At 71.8% G+C, this 18,402-nt stretch carries 16 protein-coding genes; 2 read left to right on the top strand and 14 right to left on the bottom strand.

Annotation, left to right across the window (positions count from 1 at the left end; translation table 11 throughout):
* The 13 genes from nuoL to ACQYWQ_RS18275 all read right to left on the bottom strand — a co-directional run bounded on the left by nuoL (position 1) and on the right by ACQYWQ_RS18275 (position 14,947).
* Positions 1-1,902 (bottom strand): NADH-quinone oxidoreductase subunit L, encoded by a 1,902-nt coding sequence (nuoL, locus tag ACQYWQ_RS18335; protein ID WP_431035908.1) that lies wholly within the window; start codon positions 1,900-1,902, stop codon positions 1-3.
* A 13-nt stretch (positions 1,903-1,915) separates the two neighbouring features.
* Positions 1,916-2,215: an NADH-quinone oxidoreductase subunit NuoK gene (gene nuoK / locus ACQYWQ_RS18330; protein WP_008746219.1), complete on the bottom strand. Its 300-nt coding sequence runs from the start codon at positions 2,213-2,215 to the stop codon at positions 1,916-1,918.
* Positions 2,212-3,081, bottom strand: a complete 870-nt coding sequence (locus tag ACQYWQ_RS18325; RefSeq protein WP_431035906.1) for an NADH-quinone oxidoreductase subunit J — start codon at positions 3,079-3,081, stop codon at positions 2,212-2,214. The genes nuoK and ACQYWQ_RS18325 overlap by 4 nt, the downstream gene beginning before the upstream one ends.
* Positions 3,078-3,839 carry an NADH-quinone oxidoreductase subunit NuoI gene (gene nuoI / locus ACQYWQ_RS18320; protein WP_431035905.1) on the bottom strand — a complete coding sequence of 254 codons (762 nt, stop codon included), beginning with the start codon at positions 3,837-3,839 and terminating at the stop codon, positions 3,078-3,080. Before nuoI ends, ACQYWQ_RS18325 begins: the two co-directional genes overlap by 4 nt.
* Positions 3,832-5,271 (bottom strand): NADH-quinone oxidoreductase subunit NuoH, encoded by a 1,440-nt coding sequence (gene nuoH, locus ACQYWQ_RS18315; protein ID WP_431035904.1) that lies wholly within the window; start codon positions 5,269-5,271, stop codon positions 3,832-3,834. Before nuoH ends, nuoI begins: the two co-directional genes overlap by 8 nt.
* Positions 5,272-5,389: 118 nt before the next feature.
* On the bottom strand, positions 5,390-7,912 hold the full coding sequence (locus tag ACQYWQ_RS18310) for an NADH-quinone oxidoreductase subunit G (RefSeq protein WP_431035903.1): 2,523 nt from the start codon (positions 7,910-7,912) through the stop codon (positions 5,390-5,392).
* Positions 7,909-9,297: an NADH-quinone oxidoreductase subunit NuoF gene (gene nuoF, locus ACQYWQ_RS18305; RefSeq protein WP_431035901.1), complete on the bottom strand. Its 1,389-nt coding sequence runs from the start codon at positions 9,295-9,297 to the stop codon at positions 7,909-7,911. Before nuoF ends, ACQYWQ_RS18310 begins: the two co-directional genes overlap by 4 nt.
* Positions 9,297-10,157: an NADH-quinone oxidoreductase subunit NuoE gene (gene nuoE, locus ACQYWQ_RS18300; RefSeq protein ID WP_431035899.1), complete on the bottom strand. Its 861-nt coding sequence runs from the start codon at positions 10,155-10,157 to the stop codon at positions 9,297-9,299. Before nuoE ends, nuoF begins: the two co-directional genes overlap by 1 nt.
* A complete protein-coding gene (locus ACQYWQ_RS18295; RefSeq protein ID WP_431035898.1) occupies positions 10,154-11,482 on the bottom strand; it encodes an NADH-quinone oxidoreductase subunit D in 1,329 nt (442 codons plus the stop codon). The genes nuoE and ACQYWQ_RS18295 overlap by 4 nt, the downstream gene beginning before the upstream one ends.
* Complete coding sequence (locus ACQYWQ_RS18290) at positions 11,479-12,399, bottom strand: NADH-quinone oxidoreductase subunit C (protein WP_431035897.1); 921 nt, start codon at positions 12,397-12,399, stop codon at positions 11,479-11,481. The genes ACQYWQ_RS18295 and ACQYWQ_RS18290 overlap by 4 nt, the downstream gene beginning before the upstream one ends.
* The gene (locus ACQYWQ_RS18285; protein WP_007823336.1) at positions 12,396-12,950 is read right to left on the bottom strand and encodes a NuoB/complex I 20 kDa subunit family protein; all 555 of its coding nucleotides are present in this window, start codon (positions 12,948-12,950) and stop codon (positions 12,396-12,398) included. Before ACQYWQ_RS18285 ends, ACQYWQ_RS18290 begins: the two co-directional genes overlap by 4 nt.
* A gap of 36 nt (positions 12,951-12,986) precedes the next feature.
* Positions 12,987-13,346, bottom strand: a complete 360-nt coding sequence (locus tag ACQYWQ_RS18280; RefSeq protein WP_007383963.1) for an NADH-quinone oxidoreductase subunit A — start codon at positions 13,344-13,346, stop codon at positions 12,987-12,989.
* Positions 13,347-13,951: 605 nt separating this feature from the next.
* Positions 13,952-14,947 (bottom strand): GlxA family transcriptional regulator, encoded by a 996-nt coding sequence (locus ACQYWQ_RS18275; RefSeq protein ID WP_431035895.1) that lies wholly within the window; start codon positions 14,945-14,947, stop codon positions 13,952-13,954.
* A 70-nt stretch (positions 14,948-15,017) separates the two neighbouring features.
* Here ACQYWQ_RS18275 and ACQYWQ_RS18270 point away from each other — a divergent pair, with 70 nt between their 5' ends.
* Together ACQYWQ_RS18270 and ACQYWQ_RS18265 are read left to right on the top strand one after the other, a co-directional pair.
* Positions 15,018-15,989, top strand: a complete 972-nt coding sequence (locus ACQYWQ_RS18270) for an NADP-dependent oxidoreductase (RefSeq protein ID WP_431035893.1) — start codon at positions 15,018-15,020, stop codon at positions 15,987-15,989.
* Positions 15,990-16,383: 394 nt separating this feature from the next.
* The gene (locus tag ACQYWQ_RS18265) at positions 16,384-17,244 is read left to right on the top strand and encodes a C40 family peptidase (protein ID WP_431035892.1); all 861 of its coding nucleotides are present in this window, start codon (positions 16,384-16,386) and stop codon (positions 17,242-17,244) included.
* Positions 17,245-17,306: 62 nt separating this feature from the next.
* Here ACQYWQ_RS18265 and ACQYWQ_RS18260 read toward each other — a convergent pair whose 3' ends face one another.
* On the bottom strand, positions 17,307-18,383 hold the full coding sequence (locus ACQYWQ_RS18260) for a hypothetical protein (protein ID WP_431035891.1): 1,077 nt from the start codon (positions 18,381-18,383) through the stop codon (positions 17,307-17,309).
* Positions 18,384-18,402: the final 19 nt, after the last annotated feature.

The raw sequence follows: 18,402 nt of genomic DNA, 5'->3' as shown, positions 1-18,402 counted from the left end.
TCACACCGCCCTCATGAGTAGGGTCGCGGCGATCAGCACCGCCGTACCTCCGAACATCGAGAACGCATACGAGCGGACCTTGCCGTTCTGCACCCGGCGCAGCCTGCCCGAGAGCCCGCCGAAGGCGGCGGCGGTGCCGTTGACGACACCGTCCACGAGGGAGTGGTCGACGTAGACGAGCGAGCGGGTCAGGTGCGCGCCGCCCGAGACGAGGACGACGTGGTTGACGTCGTCCTGGAGCAGGTCGCGGCGGGCCGCGCGGGTGAGCAGCGAGCCGCGCGGGGCCGCCGCGGGGACCGGGCGCCTGCCGTACTGGAGCCAGGCGACGCCGACGCCGACGAGGAGCAGCACGATCGTGGCCCCCGTCACCGCGCCCGCGCTCACGGGCGAGTCGCCGTGGCTGTGGTGCGTCACCGGTTCGAGCCAGTGCAGGAAGCGGTCGCCGATCCCGAAGATCCCGCCCGCGAAGACCGAGCCGAAGGCGAGCACGATCATGGGGATCGTCATGGACTTCGGGGACTCGTGCGGGTGCGGCAGCTCTCCGTTGGCGTCCGGCTTCCAGCGCCGCTCGCCGAAGAAGGTCATGAGCATCACACGCGTCATGTAGTACGCGGTGATCGCGGCGCCGAGCAGGGTCACCGCGCCGAGAATCCAGCCCTCGGTGCCGCCCTTCGCGAACGCCGCCTCGATGATCTTGTCCTTCGAGAAGAAGCCCGACAGGCCGGGGAACCCGATGATCGCGAGGTAGCCGAGGCCGAACGTCACGAAGGTGACCGGCATCTTCCGCCAGAGCCCCCCGTAGTGGCGCATGTTGACCTCGTCGTTCATGCCGTGCATGACCGAACCGGCGCCGAGGAAGAGCCCGGCCTTGAAGAAGCCGTGCGTCACGAGGTGCATGATCGCGAAGACGTAGCCGATCGGGCCGAGCCCGGCGGCGAGGATCATGTACCCGATCTGCGACATCGTCGAGCCCGCGAGGGCCTTCTTGATGTCGTCCTTCGCGCAACCGACGATCGCCCCGAACAGGAGCGTGACGGCGCCGACGACCACGACGACGAGCTGCGCGTCGGGGGCGGCGTCGAAGATGTTCGCGGAGCGCACGATGAGGTACACGCCCGCGGTGACCATCGTCGCCGCGTGGATGAGCGCGGAGACCGGCGTCGGGCCCTCCATCGCGTCGCCCAGCCATGACTGGAGCGGCACTTGGGCGGACTTGCCGCACGCCGCGAGGAGCAGCATGAGCGCGATCCCGTTGAGCGTGCCCTGGCTGACGCCGGCGTCCCCGGCCCGCGGGAGGACGTCCCCGAAGGCGAAGCCGCCGAAGGTCGTGAACATCAGCATGATGGCGACCGAGAGGCCGATGTCCCCGACGCGGTTGACGAGGAAGGCCTTCTTCGCCGCCGTCGCCGCGCTCGGGCGGTCCTGCCAGAAGCCGATGAGCAGGTACGAGGCGAGCCCCACGCCCTCCCACCCCGCGTACAGCAGGAGGTAGTTGTCCGCGAGGACGAGCAGGAGCATCGCCGCGAGGAACAGGTTGAGGTAGCCGAAGAAGCGGCGGCGGCGCGGGTCGTGCGCCATGTAGCCGATCGAGTAGACGTGGATGAGCGTGCCCACGCCGGTGATCAGGAGCACGAAGGTCATCGACAACTGGTCGAGACCGAAGGCCACGTCCGCCTGGAACCTCTCCACCGGCACCCACGTGAACAGGTGCTGGTGCAGGCCACGTTCGTCGGCGCTCTTGCCGAGCATGTCGACGAAGAGGACGGCGCCGATCACGAACGAGGCGAGGGCCAGGGCCGTGCCGAGCAGGTGCCCGGCCCGGTCGAGGAGACGGCCGCCGCACAGCAGCACGACCGCTCCGAGCAAGGGCGCAGCGATGAGCAGCGCGATCAGGTTGTTCACTGTCAACGACCCCTCAGAGCTTCATCAGGTCGGCGTCGTCGACCGAGGCGGAGTGCCGGGCCCTGAAGACCGACACGATGATCGCGAGCCCCACCACGACCTCGGCGGCGGCGACGACCATCGTGAAGAACGCGATGATCTGCCCGTCGAGATTGCCGTGCATACGGGAGAAGACGACGAACGCCAGGTTGCACGCGTTGAGCATGAGTTCCACGCACATGAACACGACGATCGCGTTGCGCCGGACGAGCACACCGGTCGCGCCGATGGTGAAGAGGATCGCCGCGAGATACAGGTAGTAGACCGGGTTCACTTCGCTCCCTCCTCCTCACGTGTGCGGCCGTCCTCACGTGTGCGGCCGAGACGTTCGGTCGAGCGCTGCTCCAGTGCCTTGAGGTCGGCGAGCGCCTCGCTCGACACGTCCCTGATCTGGCCCCGCTGCCGCAGCGTCGGGTTGACCGTCAGCTCGGAGGGGGTGCCGTCGGGGAGCAGCCCGGGGATGTCCACCGCGTTGTGCCTGGCGTAGACGCCCGGCGCGGGCAGCGGCGGCAGGTGCTTGCCCTCACGGACCCGCTTCTCCGCCATCTCACGCTGGTTCAGGGCGCGTTCGGTGCGCTCGCGGTGCGTGAGCACCATCGCGCCGACCGTCGCGGTGATGAGCAGCGCCCCGGTGATCTCGAAGGCGAAGACGTACGTCGTGAAGATCTCGCGCGCGAGGCCCTGCACGTTCCCGCCCGCGTTGGCGCGCCCGGTGCCCTGGAACTGGCTGACCGAGGCGTTGCCGATGCCGCCGACGAGGAGCGCCCCGAAGCCGAGGAAGCACAGCACGGCGAGCCAGCGCTGTCCCTTGATCGTCTCCTTGAGCGAGTCGGCGGCCGTGACACCGACGAGCATCACGACGAAGAGGAAGAGCATCATGACGGCGCCGGTGTAGACGACGATCTGCACGATGCCGAGGAAGTACGCGCCGTTGGCGAGGTAGAAGACCGCGAGGACGATCATCGTGCCCGCGAGGCACAGCGCGCTGTGCACGGCCTTCGGCATGAGCACCGTGCACAGGGCCCCGATGACCGCGACGACGCCGAGAATCCAGAACTGGACGGCCTCGCCCGTGGAGGTGTGGTACGCGGCGAGCGTGTCCCACTGCCCGCTCGCGGCAAGAGCGTTGAGGCCGCTCATTCGGCCGCCCCCCTGTCCATCGGGGTGGCCTCGTGCGGAGCGCCCGAGGAGACGGCGGCCGCCGTGTGCTCGACGGTGACCGGCTCCTCGTCCGTCTTCTCGCCCTTGGACGTGGCGACCTGGCGTACGGTCCCCGGTGCCGCCTCGGTGACGAGCCCGCGGTAGTAGTCGCCCTCGTCCATGCCGGGGAAGATCGCGTGCGGCGAGTCGACCATGCCCTCGGTGAGCCCGGCGAGCAGCTGGTCCTTCGTGTAGATCAGGTTCTCGCGCGTGGAGTCGGCGAGTTCGAACTCGCTCGTCATCGTGAGCGCCCTCGTGGGGCACGCCTCGATGCACAGCCCGCACAGGATGCAGCGCGCGTAGTTGATCTGGTAGACGCGGCCGTAGCGCTCGCCCGGCGAGTACCGCTCCTGCTCGGTGTTGTCGGCGCCCTCGACGTAGATCGCGTCGGCGGGACAGGCCCAGGCGCACAGCTCGCAGCCGACGCACTTCTCCAGGCCGTCCGGGTGCCTGTTGAGCTGGTGCCTGCCGTGGAAACGGGGGGCCGTGACCTTGGGCTGCTCCGGGTACTGCTCGGTGAGCCGCTTCTTGAACATGGCCTTGAAGGTCACGCCGAAGCCGGCCACCGGGTTCTGGAAGCCGGGGGCGACCGGGTGCTCGCCGTCCTCCCGTGCTTCCCTGCGTGCGGGCTCCGCGCCCGCGCGGGCGGCGAGTTCACCGTCCCCGCCGCGCGTGAGCCGCTTCTTGCGCTCAGCCATCGGACCCCTCCTTTCCTTCGGTGTGCTCGCTGTGCGAGGTCTGTGCCGTCTGTGAGGTCTCCGGCGGCGGCCCGCCGCTGCCGACCAGCTCCCGCTCCCCGCGCGGCTTCCTGCGCGGTACGGGGGGCAGGGTCTGCCCCGGCAGCGGGGGTACGGGGTAGCCGCCCGCCATCGGGTCGAAGGCGGCCCCGTCGGGCTCGGCCGGTTCGGGCTCGGGTGGTGGCGCGCCCCGGTCCCTGTACATGTCCACGAGGAACGTCACGAGCAGGATCACGACGACGGCCGCGACGACCCACAGCAGGATCTGCGCGTAGTCGTAGTTCTCGTTGCGCAGGACCCGCACGGTGGCGACGAGCATGAGCCACACGACCGAGACGGGGATGAGCACCTTCCAGCCGAGCTTCATCAGCTGGTCGTACCTGACGCGGGGCAGCGAGCCGCGCAGCCAGATGAAGAAGAACAGCAGGAGCTGCACCTTCACGACGAGCCAGAGGAGCGGCCACCAGCCGTGGTTGGCGCCCTCCCAGAAGGTGCTGATGGGCCAGGGGGCCCGCCAGCCGCCGAGGAAGAGCGTCGCGGCGACCGAGGAGACCGTCACCATGTTCACGTACTCGGCGAGCATGAACATCGCGAACTTGATGGACGAGTACTCGGTGTTGAAGCCGCCGACGAGGTCGCCCTCGGACTCCGGCATGTCGAAGGGCGCGCGGTTCGTCTCGCCGACCATCGTCACGATGTAGAGGAGGAAGGAGACGGGCAGCAGCACGATGTACCAGCGGCCGTTCTGCGCGTCCACGATCGCGGACGTCGACATCGACCCCGAGTAGAGGAACACCGAGGCGAAGGCGGCGCCCATCGCGATCTCGTAGGAGATCATCTGCGCGCAGGACCGCAGCCCGCCGAGCAGCGGGTACGTCGAGCCCGAGGACCAGCCGGCGAGGACGATGCCGTAGATCCCGACCGAGGCCGTCGCGAGGATGTAGAGCATCGCGATCGGGAGGTCGGTGAGCTGCATCGCCGTGCGGTGCCCGAAGACCGAGATCTCGTTGCCGGAGGGCCCGAAGGGGATGACCGCGATCGCCATGAAGGCGGGGATGGCGGCGACGACGGGGGCGAGGATGTAGACCGCCTTGTCGGCCCGCTTGACGAGCAGGTCCTCCTTCAGCATGAGCTTCACGCCGTCCGCGAGGGACTGGAGCATTCCCCAGGGCCCCGTGCGGTTGGGACCGACGCGCAGCTGCATCCAGCCGACCACCTTGCGCTCCCAGACGATCGCGAAGAGCACCGAGATCATCAGGAAGGCGAAGCAGAAGACCGCCTTGACGACCACGAGCCACCACGGGTCGGTCCCGAAGACGCTGAGGTCCTCGGCGGCGAGCGGGGTGAGCGGGCCGAGCGGTACGGAGCCCACCGTCCCGAGTGCGGGACTCATACCGTCACCCCCGCCCCGAAGCCGGGACCCACAGGCACCTGACTCACGCGCGCACCTCCGGTGTGCTGACAGTTCACGAAGCGGCCGGTCACGCGGCCGCCCGACGCCTTGCGGCCGGTCACGACGTGGCCTCCGGTTCCGCATCGGGTACGGGCCGCGGCGGCCCGATCCGTACGAGCGAGCCCACGGCCGCGCCCGTGTCGGCGGCGACGCCCTCGCCCACCGAGTTGAGCGGCAGCCACACGACGCGGTCGGGCATCCCCTCGGTCACGACGAGCGGCAGCGCCGTCGTGCCCGCGGGACCGGCGACCTCCAGGGCCTCGCCCTCGCCGACACCCGCCTCGATCGCGGTCGCGGCCGAGAGCCTGGCGACGGCGGCGTGCCGCGTCGCGGCGAGCGCCTGGTCGCCCTCCTGGAGCCGCCCGTGGTCCAGGAGCAGCCGGTGCCCGGCGAGCACGGCCTCCCCTGCCGCGGGCCGCGGCTGCGGTACGGGCGTACCGGTCGGACGGGCGTCGAAGCGGGCGCGGGCCGGGATCTCGGCGGCGCCGAGCGCGTCGAGTTCGCGGCGCGCGGCAGCCAGGTCGGGCAGCCCGAGGTGGACGTCCATGACGTCCGCGATCATCTGGAGGACACGCGCGTCCGCCGGGGCGAGGCGCCTGGTCATCTGGTCGGGCTTGAGCGCGGCCTCGAACATCCGCGCCCTGCCCTCCCAGTTGAGGAAGGTGCCCGCCTTCTCGGCGACGGCGGCGACGGGGAGGACGACGTCGGCGCGGCGCGTCACGTCGCTCGGGCGCTGCTCCAGGCTGACGACGAAGCCGACCCGGTCGAGCGCTTCGGCGGCGACGGCGGGCTCGGGCAGGTCGCCGAGTTCGACACCGGCGACGAGCAGGGCACCGATCTCGCCCTCGCGGGCCGCGCGGAGGATCTGCGCGGTGTCGCGCCCGTACCGCGAGGGCAGTTCGGCGAGCCCCCACGTACGCGCGACCTCGGCGCGGGCGCGCGGGTCGGTCGCGGGGCGGCCGCCGGGGAGGAGAGAGGGCAGCGCCCCGGCCTCCAGGGCGCCGCGCTCCCCCGACCTGCGCGGAATCCACACGAGGTCGGCGCCCGTCGCCGTCGCGGTCCGTACGGCGGCGGTGAGCGCGCCCGGCACGGTCGCGAGGCGCTCGCCCACGACGATCACGGCGCCTTCGGCGCGGAGCGCGTCGAGCGCCTCGCGGCCGGGTTCTTCGAGGCCCACGCCGCCCGCGAGCGCGTCGAGCCACTCGGTCTCGGTGCCGGGCGCGGCGGGGAGCAGCGTGCCGCCCGCCTTGCTCAGCCCGCGCGTCGCGTGCGTGGCGAGCGAGAAGACGCGCTGGCCGCGCTTGCGCCACGCCTTGCGCAGCCGCAGGAAGACCCCGGGGGCCTCCTCCTCGGCCTCGATCCCGGCGAGGAGCACGGCGGGCGCCTCTTCCAGGAGGCGGTACGTCACACCCGTACCGTCCAGGTCGACGCCGCGGCCCGCGACGTGCGCGGCGAGGAAGTCGGCCTCCTCCGCGCTGTGCGCGCGGGCGCGGAAGTCGATGTCGTTGGTGCCGAGCGCGACACGCGCGAACTTGCTGTACGCGTACGCGTCCTCGACGGTCAGCCGGCCCCCGGTGAGGACCCCGGCGCGCCCCCGCGCGCCCGCGAGCCCCGCTGCCGCCGCCTCCAGGGCCTCCGGCCAGGAGACGACCCGCAGTTCACCGGATTCCGGGTCGCGCACGAGCGGGTTGGTGAGGCGGTCGCTCTGCTGCGCGTACCGGAAGCCGAAGCGGCCCTTGTCGCACAGCCATTCCTCGTTGACCTCGGGGTCGTTCGCCGCGAGCCGCCGCATGACCTTGCCGCGCCTGTGGTCGGTACGGGTCGCGCAGCCGCCCGCGCAGTGCTCGCACACGCTCGGGCTCGACGTGAGGTCGAAGGGCCGGGAGCGGAAGCGGTAGGCGGCCGAGGTGAGCGCGCCGACCGGGCAGATCTGGATCGTGTTGCCCGAGAAGTACGACTCGAAGGGGTCGCCCTCGCCCGTGCCGACCTGCTGGAGCGCGCCGCGCTCGATCAGCTCGATCATCGGGTCTCCCGCGATCTGGTTCGAGAACCGCGTGCACCGCGCGCACAGCACGCACCGTTCGCGGTCCAGGAGCACCTGCGCCGAGATCGGCACGGGCTTCTCGTACGTGCGCTTCCTGCCCTCGAAGCGGGACTCCGCGTTGCCGTGCGAGAGCGCCTGGTTCTGGAGCGGGCACTCGCCGCCCTTGTCGCACACGGGGCAGTCGAGCGGGTGGTTGATGAGGAGCAGTTCCATCACGCCGTGCTGCGCCTTGGTGGCGACGGGCGAGGTGAGCTGCGTCTTCACGACCATGCCCTCGGTGCACGTGATGGTGCACGAGGCCATCGGCTTGCGCTGGCCCTCGACCTCCACGATGCACTGGCGGCAGGCCCCGGCGGGGTCGAGCAGCGGGTGATCGCAGAAGCGCGGGATCTCGATGCCGAGTTCCTCGGCCGCGCGGATCACGAGGGTGCCCTTGGGCACGGAGATCTCGGCGCCGTCGATGGTCAGGGTGACCAGGTCCTCCGGCGGGGGCGCGGCGGGGGCACCCGAAGCGGGCGCGCCTGTCGTCACGGTCATGCGGTCACCTCCAGGTGCGTGTCACGCTTGTCCGCCCAGAGCGTGGACTTGGCGGGGTCGAAGGGGCAGCCCTTGCCGTCGATGTGGGCCTCGTACTCCTCGCGGAAGTACTTGAGCGAGGACGCGATCGGCGAGGCGGCACCGTCGCCGAGTGCGCAGAAGGACTTGCCGTTGATGTTGTCCGCGATGTCGAGGAGCTTGTCGAGATCGTCGGCGCGGCCCTTGCCCGCCTCGATGTCGCGGAGCAACTGCACGAGCCAGTACGTGCCTTCGCGGCACGGGGTGCACTTGCCGCAGGACTCGTGGGCGTAGAACTCGGTCCAGCGCGTCACGGCGCGCACGACGCAGGTCGTCTCGTCGAAGCACTGGAGCGCCTTGGTGCCGAGCATGGACCCGGCGGCGCCGACGCCCTCGTAGTCGAGGGGTACGTCGAGGTGTTCCTCGGTGAACATCGGCGTCGAACTGCCGCCCGGGGTCCAGAACTTGAGCCGGTGGCCGGGGCGCATCCCGCCGCTGAGGTCGAGGAGTTGCCGCAGCGTGATGCCGAGCGGCGCCTCGTACTGACCGGGGCTCGCGACGTGCCCGCTGAGCGAGTACAGCGTGAAGCCGGGGGACTTCTCGCTGCCCATCGAGCGGAACCACTCCTTGCCCCGGTGCAGGATCGCGGGAACCGAGGCGATGGACTCGACGTTGTTCACGACGGTGGGGCAGGCGTACAGGCCCTCGACGGCCGGGAAGGGCGGCCGGAGCCTGGGCTGTCCGCGCCTGCCTTCGAGCGAGTCGAGCAGCGCGGTCTCCTCGCCGCAGATGTACGCGCCCGCGCCCGCGTGCACGGTCAGGTCGAGGTCGATCCCGCTGCCGAGGATGTTCTCGCCGAGGTACCCGGCGGCGTACGCCTCGCGCACGGCCTCGTGCAGGCGCCGCAGCACGGGGACGACCTCACCGCGGAGGTAGATGAAGGCGTGCGAGGAGCGGATGGCGTAGCAGGCGATGACGATGCCCTCGATGAGGGCGTGCGGATTGGCGAACAGGAGCGGGATGTCCTTGCACGTGCCCGGTTCCGACTCGTCCGCGTTGACGACGAGGTAGTGCGGCTTGCCGTCGCCCTGCGGGATGAACTGCCACTTCATCCCGGTCGGGAACCCGGCGCCGCCCCTGCCCCGCAGGCCCGCGTCCTTGACGTAGGCGATGAGGTCGTCGGGGCTCATCGCGAGCGCCTTCTTGAGGCCCTCGTAGCCGTCGTTCCCGCGGTAGGTGTCGAGCGTCCACGACTCGGGCTGGTCCCACGTGGCGGAGAGGACGGGTGCGAGGAAGTCGCCGGGTGCGGCACTCCCCTTGCTCCCCGCCTCGCCCGCGTTGCCCGCGTCTTCGGCTGCCACGGTCATCACTCCCCCTCCTCTGCGGCGGGTCCCGCCGGGTGGGCGGGATCGGACGCCGAGGTCTCCTGCGGCGCGTCGTGCGAACTGGGGTGGGCGCTGGGCGACTGGCCGCCCGTGCCCGGCGCGGGCGCGTCGTCCTCCGGCTGCCCGCTCACCGGGCGCGGGTGGACGACGCGCGGGTGCGGGTTCTCGCCCTTCGCGTACCGCAGCCCGACGAGCGAGGCCGGTCCCGCGCCGCCGCTCGCGGCGACCGCGCCCTCGCGCTGGTCGGGGAAGCCCGCGAGGATGCGCGCGGTCTCCTTGAAGGTGCAGACCGGCGCGCCCCTGGTCGGCTCGACCTCGCGCCCCGCGCGCAGGTCGTCGACGAGCTGGACGGCGGACTCGGGTGTCTGGTTGTCGAAGAACTCCCAGTTCACCATCACGACGGGCGCGAAGTCGCAGGCCGCGTTGCACTCGATGTGCTCCAGCGTGACCTTGCCGTCCTCGGTCGTCTCGTCGTTGCCGACGCCCAGGTGCTCCTGGAGCGTCTCGAAGATCGCGTCGCCGCCCATCACCGCGCACAGCGTGTTGGTGCAGACCCCGACCTGGTAGTCGCCCGAGGGCTTGCGCCGGTACATCGTGTAGAAGGTCGCGACGGCGTTCACCTCGGCGGTGGTGAGGCCCAGCTGCTGTGCGCAGAAGGCCATTCCGGTCCGTGTGACGTGCCCTTCCTCGGACTGCACGAGGTGCAGCAGCGGAAGGAGCGCCGAACGGGCTCCCGGATAGCGCGAGATGATCTCGGCCGCGTCCGCCTCCAGGCGCGCGCGGACCTCGGGCGGGTAGTCGGGCGCGGGGAGCTGCGGCATCCCCAGACTGACGTCGGTCACCGGTCGACTCCTCCCATCACGGGGTCGATGGAGGCGACGGCCACGATGACGTCGGCGACCTGGCCGCCCTCGCACATCGCGGCCATCGCCTGAAGGTTGGTGAAGGACGGGTCGCGGAAGTGGACCCTGAAGGGGCGGGTGCCGCCGTCGGACACGACGTGCGCGCCGAGTTCGCCCTTCGCGGACTCGACGGCCGCGTACGCCTGCCCCGGCGGGACCCTGAAGCCCTCGGTGACGAGCTTGAAGTGGTGGATCAGGGCCTCCATCGAGGTGCCCATGATCTCCCTGATGTGGTCGAGCGAGTTGCCGATCCCGTCGGGGCCCTGGGCGAGCTGGGCGGGCCAGGCGATCTTCTTGTCGGCGACCATGACGGGCCCGGGCTGCCGCAGGCGCTCCGCGCACTGCTCGATGATGCGCAGCGACTCGCGCATCTCGGCCATGCGGATGAGGAAGCGCCCGTAGGAGTCGCAGCCGTCGTCGGTCGGGATGTCGAAGTCGTACGTCTCGTAGCCGCAGTACGGCTGCGCCTTGCGCAGGTCGTGCGGGAGCCCGGCCGAGCGCAGGATGGGCCCGGTCGCGCCGAGCGCCATGCAGCCGGTGAGGTCGAGGTGGCCGACGTCCTTCATGCGGGCACGGAAGATCGGGTTGCCCGTGGCGAGCTTGTCGTACTCGGTGAGGTTGTGCCGCATCGTCTTCACGAACTCGGCGAGTGCGTCGAGCGAGCCTGCGGGGAGGTCCTGGGCGAGCCCGCCGGGCCTGACGAAGGCGTGGTTCATGCGCAGGCCGGTGAACAACTCGAAGAGATCGAGGCAGAGTTCGCGGTCGCGGAAGCCGTAGATCATGATCGTCGTGGAGCCCAGCTCCATGCCGCCCGTCGCGATGGCGACGAGGTGCGAGGAGATGCGGTTCAGCTCCATGAGCAGGACGCGGACGATGTTCGCGCGGTCGGGGACGTCGTCCTCGATGCCGAGGAGGCGTTCGACGCCGAGGCAGTACGCGGTCTCGTTGAAGAACGGCGTGAGGTAGTCCATCCGCGTCACGAACGTCGTGCCCTGGGTCCAGGTGCGGAACTCCAGGTTCTTCTCGATGCCCGTGTGCAGGTAGCCGATGCCGCAGCGGGCCTCGGTGACGGTCTCGCCGTCGATCTCCAGGATGAGCCGCAACACCCCGTGCGTGGAGGGGTGCTGGGGGCCCATGTTGACGATGATGCGTTCGTCGTCGGCCTTCGCCGCCGCCTCGACGACCTCGTCCCAGTCGCCGCCGGTGACGGTGTAGACCGTGCCCTCGGTGGTCCTGCGGGACCCCGGCGTGGTGGTGCTGCTCATGTGTACGACCTCCGCTGGTCGGGAGCCGGGATCTGGGCGCCCTTGTACTCCACGGGGATGCCGCCCAGGGGGTAGTCCTTGCGCTGCGGGAAGCCCTGCCAGTCGTCGGGCATCATGATCCGCGTGAGGGCCGGGTGGCCGTCGAAGATCAGCCCGAAGAAGTCGTAGGTCTCGCGCTCGTGCCAGTCGTTGGTCGGGTAGAGCGCGACGAGCGAGGGCAGGTGCCGGTCGGCGTCGGGCACGCTCACCTCGATCCGGATCAGCCGGTTGTGGGTGATCGAGCGCAGGTGGTAGACGGCGTGCAGCTCCCGGCCCTTGTCGCCCGGGTAGTGCACCCCGCTCACGCCGGTGCACAGCTCGAAGCGCAGCGCCGGGTCGTCGCGGAGCGTCCGCGCGACCTGTACGAGGTGCTCGCGCTCGACGTGGAAGGTCAGCTCGCCGCGGTCGACGACGGTCTTCCACAGCGCCTGCTCGGGCACGAGGCCCTGTTCTTCGAGCGCGCCCTCCAGTTCGTCGGCGACCTCGTCGAACCAGCCGCCGTACGGGCGGCTGGAGGCCCCCGGCAGCCGTACGGTGCGCACGAGCCCGCCGTAGCCGCTCGTGTCCCCGCCGGGCGAGCCGCCGAACATCCCCCTGCGCACCGCGATGACCTCGTCGGCCTGCACGCGGGGCGCGGGCAACTGACCCTCGGCGCCCGGGCTTTCGGGCCCGGCACCGGGGGGCACGTCCCCGGGCGCCGGCGCGCTCGCGGGCGCGGGGTCGGCGGGCGCGGGGGTGGCGCCCGTACGGGGCTCCTCGGGCGTACGGTCACGGGGCGCCGCGTCCTCGGGCGTACGCCCCGCGGGCGCCGGGCTCTGCGGCGTACCGCTCACCGGCTCACCGCCGCCCGCCGGATCGTTCCGCCGCTCCTCGCTCATCGCAGCAGCCCCTTCATCTCGATGAGGGGCAGCGCCTTGAGCGCGGCCTCCTCGGCCTCGCGGGCCGCTTCTTCCGCGTTCACGCCGAGCTTGGTGCCCTGCACCTTCTGGTGCAGCTTGAGGATCGCGTCGATCAGCATCTCGGGGCGGGGCGGGCAGCCGGGCAGGTAGATGTCGACCGGGACGACGTGGTCCACGCCCTGCACGATCGCGTAGTTGTTGAACATGCCGCCCGAGGAGGCGCACACGCCCATCGAGATGACCCACTTGGGATTCGGCATCTGGTCGTAGACCTGCCGCAGGACGGGGGCCATCTTCTGGCTCACCCGGCCCGCGACGATCATCAGGTCGGCCTGCCGGGGGGAGCCCCGGAAGACCTCCATGCCGAAGCGCGCGAGGTCGTAGCGGCCCGCGCCCGTCGTCATCATCTCGATGGCGCAGCACGCCAGCCCGAACGTGGCCGGGAACATGGACGACTTGCGCACCCAGCCCGCGGCCTGTTCGACGGTGGTGAGCAGAAAACCGCTCGGAAGTTTCTCTTCGAGTCCCATTGATGGCCCCTTAGACCGTTTCGTCCCCTGCGGGTCTCAGTCCCATTCCAGGCCGCCGCGCCGCCATACGTACGCATAGGCGACGAAGACGGTGAGCACGAAGAGCAACATCTCCACGAGCCCGAAAACCCCCAGGGCGTCGAAGGTCACGGCCCAGGGGTAGAGAAAGACGATCTCGATGTCGAAGACGATGAAGAGCATCGCCGTCAGGTAGTACTTGATGGGGAATCGCCCGCCGCCGGCCGGCGTGGGGGTCGGTTCGATTCCGCATTCATATGCTTCGAGCTTCGCCCTGTTGTAACGCTTTGGACCGATAAGCGTGGCCATGACCACGGAGAAGATCGCAAAGCCTGCCCCGAGGGCTCCCAGTACGAGGATGGGCGCATAAGCGTTCACCGCTCCTCGCTCCTCTCAGTCGGCACTGACTGCGTACACGGGTCCCCCCGGGCCGCCGCTGTGCCGCCCGGGGCCGCCGGGCCCGTTCCCCACCCGCCCTTCTCCGCGCCCTCATGACGAAGATCGCGAATATGTGAGGCAGTTCACAAGCCTGACTGCCCCGCATCCTATGCCCGCCCCTCTGTGATCTGCGACACGGGGTACACCCCCGCGTTTGTGATCTACGACACCTGACGGCCGATCATGCGCCCGCATATGCCGGGGCTTTCGTACAGCGCGCGGCGGAATGATCACTTCCGGTGAGCCTTGCGCGCGGTTTCCGCAGGTGGGGACGGGGTCGCTCTATCAAGAGGATGTAGGCTCAAGCAAATTGGCGCTGGACTCGATCTCTTGATATAGGAGCTGTCGCCGTCAAGAGCCCGAAAAGTCCCCACAACACCGCTCTTGCGCGGGGGAATTCGCCTTCCCCTCCTCCGTCCCCCTTTCCGCGCGCGTTTCCCTTCCTCCGAACGGCCCCCGCGCGTGCACGTGTTCACGAGGGACGGATCACCCGCAACGGGGAGGGGGAGAGGGCCGTTCAGGGGGCGGTGCCGACGGGGGCGGGCTCAGCCCGCTCCGGACCCCGCACGGAACGTCCGCCGGTACGCCGACGGGGTCACTCCCGCCTCCGCCGCCAGGTGCCGCCGCAAGGACGTCGCCGTCGCGAAGCCCACCTCGTGGGCCACGCGCTCCACCGGCAGATCGCTCGACTCCAGCAAGTGACGCGCGCGGCGCAGGCGTTGCCGCGTCAGCCAGCGGCCCGGGCTCAGGCCGGTCTCCTCCTGGAAGCGCCGCGCGAAGGTGCGGGGGCTCATCGCCGCGTGGGCGGCCAGGGCGTCGAGCGACAGCGGGCGGTCGAGCCTGCCGAGCGCCCAGTCCCGCGTCGGCCCCGTACCGGCCTCGCTCGCCGGGGGCAGCGGGCGCTCCACGTACTGGGCCTGCCCGCCGTCCCGGTACGGCGGTACGACGCAGCAGCGGGCCACGTGGTTCGCCACCTCGGTGCCGTGGTCCCGCCGCACCAGGTGCAGGCACACGTCCACGCCGCTCGCCGCGCCCGCCGACGTCAGCACGTCCCCGTGGTCGACGAAGAGCACCCCCGCGTCGAACTCCACCCGCGGGAAGAGCCGCTGGAAGTGCTCGGCGAGCGCCCAGTGCGTCGTGGCCCTGCGCCCGTCCAGGAGCCCGGCGGCGGCGAGGAGGAAGGCCCCCGTGCAGATGGAGACGAGCCGCGTCCCGGGGCGCACGCGCGCCAGGGCGGCGAGGGCGGCGGGCCCGGGCTCCGTCTGCCCGGCCGCGAGCGCGTGCGGCGGGATGATCACCGTGCCCGCCTCCGCGAGGACCTCGGGACCGTGTCCCGGCGTCACGGTCAGGTCCGCGTCGGTCCGTACGGGACCGCCGTCGACGCTCGCCGAGAGCACCTCGTACCTGCCGCCCGCCGAGCCCAGGACCCGGTGCGGGATGCCGAGTTCGAAGGGGTAGACGCCGTCGAGCGCGAGGACGACGACCTTGTGCGCGCCGGGGCGCGGCGCCGGGCGGAGCCACCCGTCCAGGTCGGAGGACATGGCACGAATGTATCGGAGGCTGACTTTCCCGCCATCGCCCCGCCCGGGTCCGCACCGCCAGGATCGGGGCATGACCACCACGGACACCCCGGACACCCCCGGGAGCACCACGATGCTCGCCCTGCGCCAGACCGCCCTCGGCGGCCCCGAGGTCCTGCGCCCCACCACACTCCCCCGCCCCGCCCCCGGGCCCGGGCACCTCCTCGTCGCCGTGCACGCGGCCGGGCTCAACCCGACGGACTTCAAGCACCGCGCCCAGCGCCTCTTCCTGCCGCCCCCGCCCTTCACCCTCGGCTGGGACGTCTCGGGGACCGTCGTGGCGACGGGTTACGGCGTGACCCTCTTCCAGCCGGGCGACGAGGTGTTCGGGATGCTGCCGTACCCGTACGGGGCCGGCTCCCACGCCGAGTACGTGGCCGGGCCCGCGCGCGCCTTCGCGGCGAAGCCCGCCGGCATCGACCACGTCCAGGCCGCCGCGCTGCCGCTCGCCGCGCTCACCGCCTGGCAGTCCCTCGTCGACACCGCCGGTCTCCGCGCCGGGCAGCGGGTCCTGATCCACGCCGCCGCCGGGGGCGTGGGGCACCTCGCCGTCCAGCTCGCCAAGGAGCGCGGCGCGCACGTCACGGGCACGGCGAGCGCCCCCAAGCACGCCTTCCTGCGCGAACTCGGCGCGGACGCCTGCGTCGACTACCGCACGGAGGACTTCGCCGTCACGGAGGAGCCCTACGACGTCGTGCTCGACCCGATCGGGGGCGAGACGGCGACGCGCTCCGTGGCCGCGCTCCGCCCGGGGGGCGTGCTCGTCTCGCTCGTCCCCGGCGCGCCGGACACGCGGGCCGCCGCCGAGAAGGCGGGCGTCCGCGCCGTCACGCTCCTCGTCGAGCACGACCACGCGGGCATGAACGCCCTCGCCGCCCTCGCGGCGAGCGGCCGCCTGCGCGCCCACGTCTCCGGCACCTTCCCGCTCGCCGACGGCGCCCGCGCGCACGCGCTGGCCGAGACGGGCCGCACGACGGGGAAGCTCGTCCTGACCGTGCGCTGAACAAGCGCGGCGACCCGGCCGCCCCGCCTCGCGGACGCCCCACCAGGCCCCTCGCCCCGCCCCACCGCGCCCCCTCGCGGACGACCCGCCGCGCCCTCTCGCGGACGCACCGCCCGCCTACACCGTTCCGTGACCTGCGCCACTCCCGGCCCGTGACCTGGGACGACGGGCTTGGCCACGGAGCGGGGGCGATGGTAGGCGCGGGGCAATTGGGACGTATCGCGGAAACAGCGGGATCACGGCCATGATCACCACAGACAGGGCCTGCCCCTTTCGCCCCCTATGGGCGATCAGACCGAAAAACAGTCCGCGCCTTTCGTCCGTTTTGCGGTCAACAGTGGCGCATCCCACGTTTGTTGAACCTGTGGGCGGCCTCTTGATAGCGATAGGTCCCATGCCCCACACCGCTCAGATACCCAGCCACCGGAAGCCCCGCCGGAGCGCGTCCCGCATGGCGCTGCGCGCCGGTGTCGCCAGTGGCGTGCTCGGCACGCTCGCGGTGGCCGGCGCTTCGGGTTCGGCCTCGGCCGCCGAACCGGTGACCGAGACCATCGAGATGCCGACCCTCACCGCCAACCTGTCCGCCGCCATGCTCGCCGCAGCCGACTCGACGCAGCAGATGGCCACGAGCTACGAGCTCCAGGCCGAGCAGGACGCCGCGGTCGCCAAGGCCGCCAAGGAGGCGAAGGCCGACCGCGAGAAGGCGGAGAAGAAGGCCGCGGCGAAGGCGGCGGCGAAGGCCGAGGCCAAGCGGAAGGCCGCGGAGAAGGCCGCGGCCGAGCGCGCCGCCGAGCAGGAGGCCGCCTCGCGCTCCACCGCCCGTACGACGCTCGCCCCGCAGTCGACGGGCACGAGCACCGCTTCCGCGGGTACGGCCCAAGTCGCGAGCGCCCCCGCGAGCGGTTCCGCCGCGAGCGTCATCGCCTTCCTCAAGTCGCACCTCGGCGACGCGTACGTCATGGGCGGCACCGGCCCCCACTCGTGGGACTGCTCGGGCCTGACGCAGGCCGCGTTCCGCACCGTCGGCATCGACCTCCCGCGCACCTCGCAGGAGCAGTCCACGGCCGGTACCCAGGTCCCCGTCTCCTCGGCGCAGCCCGGCGACCTCCTCTACTGGGGCGGTGCGGGCTCCGCGTACCACGTCGGCGTCTACATCGGGAACGGCCAGTACCTCGACGCCGCCAACCCCGGCAAGGGCGTCGTCGTCCAGGACCTCTCCGGCTACCCGGCCTCGGGAGCGATCCGCCTCCTCTGACACCCCGGTACGTCCGTACGCCGGGCGGGGCCCCTTCGCGGGGTCCCGCCCGGCGTACGTGTTCAGGACCTGGTCGCCGTGGCGCAGGACGTGCCGTCCTCGCCCGTGCGCGTGTGCCCGTCCACCGACCGCGCGCGGTCGTACGGGTCGATGACGGTCCCGTGGCCGGGCGCCACCGTGGCGCGTTCCGCGCCGAACTCCGGGACGAAGTACCCCTCGCGGTCCCCGCAACCGCCGTTGGTGACGTCCGAGGCGTACGAGAGGAGCGCGAAGGTGCCGCGCGGGGCGCCGGACCTCGCCGGGTCCTCCCAGCGCGCCACCACCTCGCGGCGCACGATCGTGCGCGCCACCTCGTCGTCGCCCGCCACCGCGCGCACGACCGGGTAGACGTAGGTGACGTCCGTCGACACGTCGAGCGCGCCGTCCTCGCCCTCCCGGTACGTCATCGTTCCCCTGGTCCTGACGACGTCCCCGGCGAAGCGCACCCGCGTCTGGTCGAAGCGGCTGAAGAGGCGCAGCGGGTCGCTCCCCGGGCCCGGCTCCCTGAAGGCCCTCGTCACGTAGTCGCGCACCTGGCGCTGCCGGGGGTCGATGAGGCCGAGCGCCTCGTCGGGGCGGGCGCCGCGCAGTACACCGGGGTCCAGGTTCGACGCGACGAGGAAGTCCTTGGTCCTGGCGAGCGCCCGCCCGACCTCGGCCTCGCTCAGGCCGCCCGTCGCGTGCGCCGCGGGCACCTCGATGCCGTCCGCGCCCTCGGCCCAGCCCTCCGCGGGCGAGCCCCGGAACGGCTCGCGGACCGTGGGCCCCTGCGCGGACACCGCCGCGGGGCCCGGTCCCGCGGCGGGCCCGAACCGGAACCAGCCGGTGAGCGGCCCCGGCACGAACGCCACGATCGCCAGGACGACGACGGCCGCCACGACGATCGCGAACCAGGGCGCCCGGCGGCGCGCGGGAGCGGGCGGGTGGTGGGCACGCCGGGCCGGACCGGCGGGCGGCGGCTGCTCGCGGAGCCTGCGGGCCACCATGCGGGCCCGCGCCGAGGGTTCCCTGGGCGCTTCGGCGGCCCCGGTCCCCGCCACGGCGTCCCGCAGGAAGCGGTCCCACTCCTCGTCGGGAACGGGGGCTTCGCTCCTGTTCACGGCGGTGTCTCCGTTCTGG

The organism is Streptomyces sp. P6-2-1 (assembly GCF_050613165.1).
Classification (GTDB): domain Bacteria; phylum Actinomycetota; class Actinomycetes; order Streptomycetales; family Streptomycetaceae; genus Streptomyces.
This window is presented reverse-complemented; position numbering and strand designations above follow the sequence as displayed.